At 35.0% G+C, this 13,311-nt stretch carries 5 protein-coding genes; all 5 read right to left on the bottom strand.

Annotated features, from left to right (window positions below):
• Positions 1-16: 16 nt before the first annotated feature.
• Positions 17-394: a TraR/DksA family transcriptional regulator gene (locus tag BUA46_RS03510; protein ID WP_019385938.1), complete on the bottom strand. Its 378-nt coding sequence runs from the start codon at positions 392-394 to the stop codon at positions 17-19.
• 4 nt (positions 395-398) lie between these two features.
• Positions 399-3,803 (bottom strand): isoleucine--tRNA ligase, encoded by a 3,405-nt coding sequence (gene ileS / locus BUA46_RS03515; RefSeq protein ID WP_019385937.1) that lies wholly within the window; start codon positions 3,801-3,803, stop codon positions 399-401.
• 120 nt (positions 3,804-3,923) lie between these two features.
• Positions 3,924-8,489, bottom strand: a complete 4,566-nt coding sequence (locus tag BUA46_RS03520; protein ID WP_019385936.1) for a DUF8693 domain-containing protein — start codon at positions 8,487-8,489, stop codon at positions 3,924-3,926.
• A 193-nt stretch (positions 8,490-8,682) separates the two neighbouring features.
• On the bottom strand, positions 8,683-12,021 hold the full coding sequence (locus BUA46_RS03525; protein ID WP_019385935.1) for a LamG domain-containing protein: 3,339 nt from the start codon (positions 12,019-12,021) through the stop codon (positions 8,683-8,685).
• A 355-nt stretch (positions 12,022-12,376) separates the two neighbouring features.
• Positions 12,377-13,311 (bottom strand): T9SS type A sorting domain-containing protein (locus tag BUA46_RS03530; protein WP_143148056.1); only part of this gene is annotated, 935 nt, incomplete at its 5' end.

A 13,311-nucleotide genomic window follows, 5' to 3' on the forward strand; every position in this document is an offset into this window, starting at 1 on the left:
ATAATTTAAAATAAAATTATTGCATGTTTTTAGCTTCAATACTTAATGTAGCGTGAGGCACTAATTTTAATCGTTCTTTGTTTATTAACTTACCTGTAACACGGCAAACGCCATAGGTTTTGTTTTCAATTCTTATTAAAGCATTTTTTAAATCGCGAATAAACTTTTCTTGACGAATAGCTAACTGCGAGTTCGACTCTTTGCTCATGACTTCACTACCTTCATCAAAAGCCTTAAATGTTGGCGATGTATCATCCGTACCATTATTATGGTCGTTCATGTAGGCACTTTTTATCAACTCTAAATCGTGTTGTGCTTTGTCAATTTTTTCTTGTATTAGCCCTTTAAACTCTGCTAAATCTTTGTCTGAGTATCTTACGGTATTGTGATCCATAATTTTAATGTTTTTGGATAAATAGCTTGGTATTTACATCGTCAAAAGCAATTTCTATACCATCTTCCAATTTATCTATAATTTCAAGTTCGTTCGTTAATGTTTCAGATTTGATGTAAGTTATATTCGCATCAACCGCATTTACAACTTGTTCATCTTTTTGAAGGAGTACATCTATTCTATCTGTGACTTCAAAACCAGAATCTTTACGTAAATTCTGTATTCTATTTATCAACTCTCTGGCTATTCCTTCTTTTCTTAATTCGTCTGTGATTGTTACATCTAAAGCCACCGTTAAAGCACCTTCGTTTGCAACTAACCACCCCTCAATATCTTGTGATGTTATCTCTACATCTGTAAGCTCTAAGGTAATGGTTTTTTCGTTCACTTGGACGTCTAAATTACCAATTTGCTCGAATTTTCTAATGTCTTCCGCTGTAAAGTTATTAACGACTTGCGCAATGGCTTTCATATCTTTTCCGAACCGCGGACCAAGTACTTTAAAGTTCGGTTTTATTTGCTTTACTAAAATATCTGAAGCGTCTTCTAAAACCTCTAGCTCTTTTACATTCACCTCAGATTTTATCAGTTCTGCAACGGCTAATATTTCATTTTTTTGTGATTCACTTTGAATAGGAATCATTATTTTTTGTAGCGGCTGTCTTACTTTTATTTTCTCTTTAGCTCTTAACGATAAAACTAACGAAGATATTGTTTGTGCGCTTTCCATCTTATTTTCCAGCGACTTATCAACAAATGATATATCAAAAACAGGGAAATTGGCAAGGTGTACACTTTCAAAAGATTCTTTTTTAGATGCTACATTTAAATCTAAATACAGGCGATCCATAAAAAATGGAGCAATAGGCGCACCTAATTTAGCAATCGTTTCCATACAGGTATAAAGCGTTTGGTATGCCGAAATTTTATCTTGTTGGTAATCGCCCTTCCAAAAACGCCTTCTACTTAAACGCACATACCAATTACTTAAATAATCTTGTGTAAAATCTGATATCGCTCGTGCAGCTTTTGTTGGCTCATAATCTGCGTAATACGCATCTACTTTCTTTATTAACGTATGTAATTCAGAAAGAATCCAACGGTCAATCTCCGGTCTTTCATTTAAAGGCACATCGGCTTCACTATAATTAAACCCATCTAAATTAGCATATAATTGAAAAAACGAATAAGTATTATAAAGCGTTCCAAAAAACTTGCGTTTTACTTCTTCTACGCCATCCAAATCGAATTTTAAATTATCCCAAGGATTCGCATTGCTAATCATATACCAACGGGTGGCATCGGCACCATAATTTCCAAGAGTTTCAAAAGGATCTACAGCATTACCTAAACGTTTGGACATTTTTTGTCCATTTTTATCTAACACCAATCCGTTAGATACTACATTTTTGTAAGCTACAGAATCGAAAACCATGGTTCCAATAGCGTGAAGTGTGTAAAACCATCCACGAGTTTGGTCGACACCTTCTGCAATAAAATCTGCCGGAAAAGTTGTTCCTTTATCAATTAAGTCTTTGTTTTCAAAAGGGTAATGCCACTGGGCATACGGCATGGAACCTGAATCGAACCAAACATCTATTAAATCGCTTTCGCGGAACATTTTTTGTCCTGAAGGCGAAACTAAAATGATCTCATCAACTATATTTTTATGTAAATCGATTTTAGCGTAGTTTTCCTCAGAATTGTTTCCAACTTCGAAATCTTCAAAAATATCTTTAGCTAAAACACCTGCGGAAACTGCTTTTTGCATTTCAGCTTTCAATTCTTCAACAGATCCAATACAAATTTCTTCTTTACCATCTTCAGTTCTCCATATTGGCAACGGAATTCCCCAATAACGCGAACGCGATAAATTCCAATCGTTCGCATTTGCTAACCAGTTTCCAAAACGACCTGTACCGGTTGCTTTTGGTTTCCAATTAATAGTTTCGTTGAGTTCGAACATCCTGTCCTTTACGTCGGTTATTTTAATAAACCAGGAATCTAAAGGGTAATAAAGAATTGGTTTATCTGTTCGCCAACAATTTGGGTAACTGTGTTTATATTTTTCAACCTTAAAGGCTTTATTTTCTTCTTTTAATTTAATGGCAATCTCAACATCTACTGAACGTTCTGGAGCTTCACCATCGTTATAATATTCGTTCTTAACATACTTACCGGCATATTCTCCCATTTCTGGACGAAATTTACCTTGTAAATCTACAAGCGGCACTAGGTTTCCGTTTTCATCTTTCACCAACATTGGTGGCACCTCTGGTGTTGCTTGTTTTGCTACTAAAGCATCATCGGCTCCAAATGTTGGTGCTGTGTGTACAATTCCTGTTCCATCTTCGGTGGTAACAAAATCTCCTGAAATAACTCGAAACGCATGTTCAGGATTGTCGTTTGGAAGTGCGTACTTTAATAATTGCTCGTATTTTATTCCAACTAAATCTTTCCCTTTACATTCGGTTGCAATGAGATATGGAATTTTTTTGTTCTCTTTTGAATAACTTTTTAGGTCTTCTACATCTTCTGTCTGCACGTATTTCCCTGTAAATTGTTTACTCACTAAGTTTTTAGCAAGTATAACATGGGTAGGCTCAAAAGTGTATTGATTGTAAGTGGCAACCACAACATAATCGATTTTAGAACCCACTGTTAAGGCTGTATTACTTGGCAATGTCCAAGGTGTGGTAGTCCAAGCAAGAAAATGTAAATGATCGAATTTTTTTAGAAACTCTGGCAAAGTGTTTTCAATAGCTTTAAACTGAGCAACCACTGTGGTATCTGTAACATCTTGATAGGTTCCAGGTTGATTTAACTCATGCGAGCTTAGTCCTGTTCCTGCTTTAGGTGAATAAGGCTGAATGGTATAGCCCTTGTACATTAAACTTTTATTATAAATCTCCTTTAAAAGCCACCAAACAGATTCCATGTATTTAGGCTCGTAAGTAATATATGGATCGTCCATATCCACCCAATAACCCATTTTCTGAGTGAGGTCGTTCCAAACATCGGTGTAACGCATTACGGCTTTTCTACAAGCAGCGTTATAATCTTCAACCGAAATAGTTTTACCAATGTCTTCTTTTGTAATGCCAAGTTCTTTTTCAACACCTAACTCAATAGGTAAACCGTGGGTGTCCCAACCTGCTTTTCGCTTAACTTGGTAGCCTTTCATGGTTTTATAACGTGGAAAAATATCTTTGATAGCGCGTGCTAAAACATGATGTACCCCAGGAAGTCCATTTGCTGAAGGAGGTCCTTCAAAAAACACAAACGATTTTTTACCTTCTCTAGTAGATACACTTTTTTCAAAAATGTTGTTTTCTTCCCAATATTCTAATATTTCTTTAGAAACATTTGGCAAGTCAAGTCCTTTATATTCAGGAAATTTAGCGCTCATTTACTCGTAAATCTTTTAAGTTCGCGAATTTAATGAATTATACTTAAAACATTAATTTAAAATCAAAAAAAAGACCACTCAAAAAAGTAGTCTTTTAGAATTTTATACTTTTAAAGAACTCTAATTTACAATAACCTTCTTAGTAAGCACTTCATTAGCCTCAGTTCTCATACAAACTACATAAGCTCCTGTTGATATATTACTAAATTGAATTCCGTTTTTTAATTGTTCTGTTGATACATTTAACAATTCTAATACCGTTTGGCCGCGCATGTTTACTAAAGATAATTTACTAACTGTACTATTTAGCTTTTTAACAAACAACGTATTGGTTGCGTTTTGAAAATAAATGTTACTGTCTTCAACTATCGATTCATCAATTCCTAAAACTTGACCTTCTTTCTGGAATACAATTTCGAATCTTTTATTAAAGACACCTTGCGCTGACGTGAAACTGTACCCAGATTTTTGAGTTAAATCGAAATATACGCCTGCCAAATTATCTTTTAAATAAATGGCCTGTGTTTCATCTATATTTTCTAATTCTGTTATTTTTATGTTGAATGAATTATTACCAGAAGACTTGAAATTTAAAGGTATTGTTTTATCACTCGTTATTGGGCTATAAGCCATAATATTCATGTTTTTACCTTCTAAACTTAAATTTAAATCGTTATTACTGGAATCTGCACTTAATGCTTCGTACCCATAATCATAACCATCACTGGTGCTTTCGCTAAATCCTAATAACAATTCACGTCGCGTTTTAGGCCCTTTAATTGAGTTTAATTCTATTCGCATTCTTTTCATTTCATCGACTTGATCTTTTCTGTTTGTATTACTTTCTCCTTTATTTTTACTGTTTGAGTTTTTTGAAAATACAGAGCCGTTATTGTACGTACCATTGGCATCCGATTCTTTTACAAATACACGCTGGCTATTGTTAAACTCTACCTGTCCATCGGCAATAATCTCTGTAATAAAACCTTGACCTACCGGTAAATATCTTGTGGGCACAAGAGATCCGTCTTGCGCATCGTTATTAGATCCATAAAAACCAACGAATTGATAAGCACGAGTAGAACCTGTTTTGTTTACTTGCGCGTAACCTCCAAGGTATTCGTCTAGATAGTGTGTATTTCCGCCCCATTGTTGCCATAGTTGCAATGTTCCATCAATAACACCAACGTTATCATCTATAAATTTATGAATATCTAAAGCTGAAGGATATGGGTTCGCTAATAGAAATTCTGTTTTTGATGCATTAGCTACAGATCCTGGGCCACCTTTATCCAAAACATCTATTAAAATAGTGCCATTGTTAGGTTTACCTTCAAAAATGTATTGCTGTTCTGAATCTCCTATACCTGTTCCTTTTTGCGTGTACCCAACTCCTGGGGTTATTGGATCATTAGGATCTAGATATTCCCAATGCCAATATGTTAATCCATTTATATAAGTATATAACCAATACGTACTAATGTTGCCATTAGCTGTGTAGTTCGATGTAAATAGTATATTATTTTTCGCCTCATCTTTAAGCATATTTAAAGTGTAGCTTGAATTATTTGTATTATTACTAGCCGAATTATTATCGCTTAAACTTGTTGCACCTAGCGCGCCGACAGGCGACCCCCAGTAGTTGTATCTAAACGGGCTTGATGTCCCTTCTTGACGTCTTAAAATTTTCCCTGTTGATGAAGTCACTAAATCACTATTAACCGTCTGAACTAATTGTGAATCATCTTCTAAATCTAGCGTCCCATTTAACTCTAAATACAAATCATTCTCCACTAGACGATCACTATGAACAGTTAATGTACTACCAGAATCTATAATTAATCCGGCAGTTACAAAATCATGACATGCCGTAACCTCATTAGCTATTTTTACAATACTCCAATCTTTGTTGGTAGATGTGTTTTCAATATCCCAAACATCACCGTGCAACCATGTTGATTCCGTTGTCCATGAACCATCGTTTGCCGTTGCGTAAGGCATTGGCGCTGTTTGATCTTGAACTGTTGATATATTACGAAGGGCTAAAGTTTTGCTATTTGCAGAGTTGTCTAAGGTAATACCAGTCTTTATGTCGGTCATTGGGTAATAAGCCATTAAATTACTCCATGGTAACGTATTACCTGTTGCTGTATCTTTTATATTTTTTGGTATAATTTTTCCGCTTACATTCCCAGAATTATTTTGAATCTCTTGGTAGACTATTTGCTGAATTTGATTATCTGTTAAGGCTACATCAAACACACGTATTTCATCAATACTACCACTAAAATGTTGGATAGAACTCCCCGTTCTTGATAAGCGACCAACTTCGAATTTTCCATTCCACAAACTCGAATCTGCTTCAATAGTTTCTCCTACCCAAGCAGCATTCGTTACCGTTGAAACTAATTCTCCATCAATATAAAGTGCCTGTGTTCCGGTAGTATTATCAAATTTGCCAGCCACATGATGCCACTCACCAACATTAACTGAACTACCACTTAATACATTTGTTACACCTGATGATAATCGCATTCCAAAAGAAGGCATGTTGCCATGTTTTCTATAAATTCTGCAAGACACATCTTCACCTGCAATTGTTCTATCTGTTACACCAGATATCGTTGTTATTTTTATCCATGCCATAATGGTTACTTCTTGCAAACCTTGTAACATAAATTCTCCAGTTAAATAATCATCAACGCCATCAAAATCTATGGTGGCCAATGAAGGCGGGTTCCCATCAAATAAATCTCTATAATCTAAATCTCCACCTGTTAGTAAATCACCATCGACGTCGGGCAATACTGATAAATCTGTAGGGTCATCTATTTCATCATTGATGTCATCTGCGTCGTTCAAATTAGATCCTTCAAAAAGATTATCCAATCCATCACTATCTAGATCTGTAAATGACACAATAAGATTAGCCATTCCGTTCTCTTCAATATCCAATAGTCCGTCATTATCTGAATCTAAATCCCTAAAATCAGGAATACCATCCCCATCGGTATCCTCTAAAACTAAACCTAATCCATAATTATCATCAATCCCATTTTGGTCTACATCTGTAATACCAAAACCAACACCACTAGGCGCTATATAACCTAAAGTTGATTGGGCTTCAATATTATCAGGGATACCATCATTATCACTATCTATATCAAAACGATCTGGCAAACCATCACCATCTGTGTCTTCACAATTAGGTAACACATATAATTGTACATTGTCTACAAAGTTTCCAGAAGTTGTTCCGCCTCCTGACGCCACTGAGATGGCGGTAAAAGTTAATCTTGTAGTAGTTTGTCCTGCGGGTACTACATAAGTTCCAGAATGCTCGGTCCACGAGGCATCTCCGGCAGAACTATAATCACCTTGACTACTCATTGTCCCACTGGGATTACCAATAAGTAATCTAACAACATCTTCCTGAGCACTCCCAGCGTATCCTGTCCTTTTTCTATGAGCAAAAGTCCATCGTAATACATCTCCTGGAGCAGTTGTTATATCTTGATATAACCCGTCATTAGTAGTTGCATTTACTTCAGCCCATTGAGAACCCGAAAATGCTTGTCCTCCAGAATCATTTCCGGCTCCATGTGTATTGTGCCATATTTCTAGATGATTATTTGTTCCATCTGAACTTAACCAACTAGGAATATTACTAGCATCACCTTTCCAAATTCCAGTGGTAGGCACTACATCGGTTGGACCACCATCTAAACCACCTGTTATATCTAAATCTTCAAAATCAGAATTAAGTAACGGCGTTTTTCCTAAATCGGAACATTCGTCAATATCTAAAATACCATCATTGTCATCGTCCAAATCATCAACATCACTGAAGCCGTCTTTATCTTGGTCTGGAAGAGTTAATATAAAGAGTTTTCCATCTGCGTGGTCGCTTGTTGAAGCTGTTAATTGGGCTTTAGTAATGATTGAACCGTTAGGAGCAATATCGTCTAGATAAAACAATGCAATACCAATGGTACCATTATTTTCTAGAACACGATCACTAAGCCAATAATCAGATCCTGTTGCAGGCTTGTTTACAGCTCCTGGGGTTCCTATATTACCACTAGATCCTGTACCTCCAAAACCCCATTTTGTTGTTGTTTGATTTACAAAAGTTTCTCCTAAAGATTGTTCTGGACCCCCACCAGGAGGTGTACCAAAAAGCTCGACATGATAACAGTTATTTGCATTACGTTCAGTAATTGCTATAATACCGCTTGAGCTAGCAAAAATACCAGTGCCATAGGTTAAGGTTTGTCGTTGTGCATTTGTAGTCTGTTCCGCAGTATAATTATCGCAAATATTTTGACCGTTTCCTGTAGCTTCAAAATAATGATTTAGATTCAAATCCTGAAAGGATGCTAAGGCCGATGAATTCCATGTTAAACTAGCACTAGTTGTTTCTGTGTATGCTCCGTTGTTTCTAATGTTATTTGAACTATGACCATTTGGACCTAATTGAGTTAGTGTATAACCAATAGGGATTCCATAATTTTGATATACAATACTATTAACCGTTACACTTTCGATAGTTGCTGGATCTGTAGATACTGTTTGGTTAACACTCCATTGAAAGCTTACACCAGATTGAATACTAGGTGCATTAGATTGTGCTGTTACAGCATTTACTAAAAAACACAATACTATTAAGAGTAGGCTTTTATTCATAGTCTAGGAGATTTTTTGGGGTTAAATCTTCTAAATTTAATATCTAAATTATCATTTTGATAAACTTATCATATATCTCAATTCACATTAAAAAAATAGAAATCTATTATTTCTATGGTAGAAATTGACATATTGGCAAATATATATAATTATTTCGATAAAGTACGTATTTATTCGATAAAATGCAATTATACTAATTTACTATTATCTTTTTGGTAAGGACTTCATTAGTCTCGGTTCTCATACATACTACATAGGCGCCTGTAGTTATATTATTGAATTGTAATCCGTTTTGTAACTGATCTGTTGATACATTTAACAATTCTAATACTATTTGACCGCGCATGTTTACTAACGATAATTTACTAACCGTACTATTTAGCTTTTTAACAAATAACGTATTGGTTGTATTTTGATAATAGATGTAATTTTCTGAAACCATCGATTCTTCAATACTTAAGCTTTGTTGCTCACTTTGGAATACAATCTCAAATCTATTATTAAAGATGCCTTGTGTGGATGAAAAACTATAGGCTGCATCTTGTGTTAAATCAAAATACGTTCCTGTTTTATTATCTCGTAAATAAATCTCTTGACTCTCGTCTAGGTTTTCCGTATCTGTAATTCTAATTTCAAAACTGTTATCGCCCGATGATGTAAAGTTTAGCGGTACTACCTTATCGGCTGTTATGGGACCGTAAGCTTGAATGTTCATGTTCTTACCTTCTAAATCTAAATTCAAATCGTTATTTCGGAATTCTGTGTTTATCGCATCATAACCATAATCAAAAGCATCGGTGGTTTGAGAACTAAATCCTAACAGTAACTCATGTCTAGTCTCTGGACCGGTTACTGAGTTAAACTCTAATCGCATCCTTTGCATTGGCTCTTCCTCTTCTGGAGTTTTGGAAGCTATCTCTGTTTTTGCACCTTTGCCTTTCCCTGTTTTTGAAAATGCTGAACCATTGTCATAAGTGCCATCCGCATCTGATTCCTTGATGAATACACGCTGGCTATTATTAAACTCAACCTGGCCGTCGGCTACTACCTCGGCTATAAAACCTTGACCTACCGGTAGGAATCTAGTGGGTACGATACAACCATCCTGTGAACCTGTATTGTCTCCATAAATCCCTACAAACTGATACGCGCGTATCGATCCTGTTTTATTCACTTGGGCATAACCACCTTCGTATTCGCTTAGGTTATGTGAGGAACCTCCCCATTGTTGCCATAATTGTAAGTAACCATCTATAACACCTTCATTGTCATCAATAAATTGATGTATATCTAAGGCTGATGGGTAAGGGTTACCTAAAAGGCATTCTGTTTTTGAAATGTTGGCTACCGATCCTGGGCCACCGACATCTTTAACATCTATTAAAATGGTGCCATTATTTGGCTTACCTTCAAATATATATTGCTGCGCTAAAGCTGCCGTTCCTGTACCTTTTTGAGTATAACCAATACCGGATTTCAACTGAGTTGAAGGTTTAATCTGTGCCCAATCCCAATATGATGTACCATTAATAAAGGTATACAACCAATACGTACTTATGTTCCCATTTGCAGTATAATTATTAGTAAATTGTGTATTGAGGCCAGAATCGTCTTTTAACATACCCAAATTGAAATCTGTGTTGTTAGCATTGTGTGTTGCCGCATTGTTATCGGTTAAACTTGTAGCTGCTGTTACACCTACTGGTGACGACCAATAGTTATACCAATAAGCACTGGAAGTCCCTTCTTGACGTCTTAAAACTTTGCCTTCACTAGAAGTAACTAAATCGCTATTTACCGTTTGAATAAGTTGGGAGTCATTCATCAAATCTATAGTTCCGTTTAATTCTAAATACCAACTATTCTCAATTTGATTATCACCTGCTATTGTTAAAGTCTTACCAGAATCAATTAATAAAGCCATAGTCTTAATGGATTCATTAATTGTAATATTATTTTTTATATGAATAATACCATAATTCTTATCGTTAAGACCGTCGGTGTTCCATACATCACCATGCAACCAAATATTCTCGCTGGTCCATGAACCATCATTTATGGTTTCCAAAGGCATTGGCGCGTTTTCTTCCTGCCATGATGTTATATTATGTATAGCGGCTATATTTTCATTTCCTGAATAATCTATTACTCTATTATCAGAGGTGAATTCCCTACCCATTTTATAATACAACTTTAAATTTTCCCACATTAAATTTGCTCCCGTTTCAAAATCTGAAATATTTTTTTGTACTAAAGCACCCCTTACAATTCCATTATTGTTATCTAATTCTTGGTATACTATTTGTTGAATTTGAGAATTGGTTAAAGCCTTATTGAATACACGAATTTCATCAATATCGCCTTTAAAATATTGTTGATTACTGACATTGCTTGATAAGCGACCCACTTCGAAGGTTCCTAATGAATAATTTGTGTTTTGAATACTCTCATCATTCTCTTCAAAATTTGCTGTATCTAATAATTCCCCATCAACATATAATGTTATCGTACCTGTAGAGTTTGTATACGTTCCCGTAATATGATGCCATTCATCAAAATTAATAGGACTAGCACCTACGGAAATTTCATCGTTATCATCTGTAGTAATTGTAAAGGTTGGCTTGTTTCCATTTTCAAGCCATATTTTACAACCAGAATCTTCGCCAGCTATCACCATATCACTCGCATTGCCACTATCGGATTTCACCCAAGCCATTATAGTAACCTCGTCCATACCATCTATAAATGAGCCTGTTGATATATAATCATCCACTCCATCAAAATCCAGCATTGGAATTACCGGTGCAGCAGGGTTTAAGCAACCCCAAATATAATTATACTTCGCTTGTTTAAATTCCCAGCTTAAATTATCAGTCCCAGATGAAGCAATTTTATAAGAACTATATAAATAGTCTTTACCATTATTGTTTTGCTTACCGAATAACAGAGTTTGGCCCGCATCTTCAGTTCCAGATTTACCTTCTATTCCTAAAAAATCAATTGCAAAACTCCCTTCATCACAATCTATAGATTTAAATACTTCTTTACTATTTCCATGATTTTTTTGAACTAACGAAAATACATTGTCTTGATTTACATTTCCAAAACTGGTTCCTGCTAAGGTTATATCCGTTTTATTATAAGTACTAATCGATATGGCATTAGTTCCAACCGGCGGATTAACCAAAGTATAAACTGCTATCGAAATAGAATTTCGATTTGAACTTTCTACTAGGGTCAAATTTTCTCCACCATAAGTTAAAGTATTTAAATTGGATAAGGGAGAAGTAATTAAAAATGACACTACCATAACAGAGTTAGACAACCCCGGAGAAACGCTATGATTTATGGTTAAATTTTGTGAATTATTTGTACTCCCAGTCGCGGTATTATCTACTTCTATCTGTCCTGAAACTGTATTAAAACAAAAAATGAATAAACTAAAGAATAAACATATTTTTGTCTTAAATTGAATAGCTTTAATTTTAGCAAAAATTGTTTTTATCTGTATCTTAATTTCAATTAAGTCCATTGTATACCTACTTGTAATAATTCTTAAAACAATAATATGTCCTATTTAAATTTCTTCGATTCCTTAGAATAATAGACCCAATTGGGTGTTAATATTAAGTTGAAATACGAATACTATTTATCAACGCTGCTTTAGAACAATGGATACTAATTTTGAGAGAAAATCATTAACTAATTTTAAAGATTAAACTTCAGTTTTGTTAATAATTAAAGCAATAATAAGATTTTACCTTCAATAAAACAAAATTTTTGTAAATTTTTTACGATTAAGTGTATATTATATTCGATTAAATGCAATTCATGTAAATTGTATTTTCACACATATTAATACCACACTGTTCCATAAAACTTGCTTTTTAATTTACAATAACCTTCTTAGTAAGCACTTCATTAGCCTCTGTTCTCATACATACTACATAGGCTCCGGTGGCTATATTATTGAATGGTATACCGTTTTGTAATTGTTCTGTTGATACATCTAACAATTCTAATACCGTTTGTCCACGCATGTTTATCAATGATAATTTGCTTACCGCACTGTTTAGCTTTTTAACAAACAACGTATTGGTTGTATTTTGATAATAGATATAGTTTTCTGTGACCATAGATTCTTCTGTACTTAAGCTTTGTTGCTCGCTTTGGAATACAATCTCAAATCTATCATTAAAGATACCTTGTGCCGATGAAAAACTATAAGCTGCATCTTGCCTTAAATCAAAATACGTTCCTGTTAAATTATCTCGTAAATAAATCTCTTGACTCTCGTCTAGATTGTCCATCTCTGTGATTCTGATTTCAAAACTATTATCGCCCGATGATTTAAAGTTTAGTGGCACAACCTTATCGGAGGTTATCGGGCCATAGGCTTGAATGTTCATGTTCTTACCTTCTAAATCTAAATTTAAATCGTTATTTCTAGTCTCTGTATTTATCGCATCATAGCCATAATCAAAAGCATCGGTAGTTTGAGTACTAAATCCTAACAGTAACTCATGTCTAGTCTCTGGACCAGTTATAGAGTTAAACTCTAAGCGTATTCTTTGCATTGGACTTGCTGCCTCTGGTGCTTTAGATGCATTATCTGCTTTTGTCCCTTTTCCTTTGGTTGTCTTTGAAAATGCTGATCCATTATCATAACTTCCATCTGCGTCTGATTCTTTAATAAATACACGTTGGCTATTATTAAACTCTACCTGTCCATCGGCTACCACCTCGGCTATAAAGCCTTGGCCTACCGGAAGGTATCTCGTGGGTACTATACAGCCATCTTGATTGCCATTATTTGCCCCAT

The organism is Algibacter luteus (assembly GCF_900141715.1).
GTDB lineage: Bacteria > Bacteroidota > Bacteroidia > Flavobacteriales > Flavobacteriaceae > Arenitalea > Arenitalea lutea.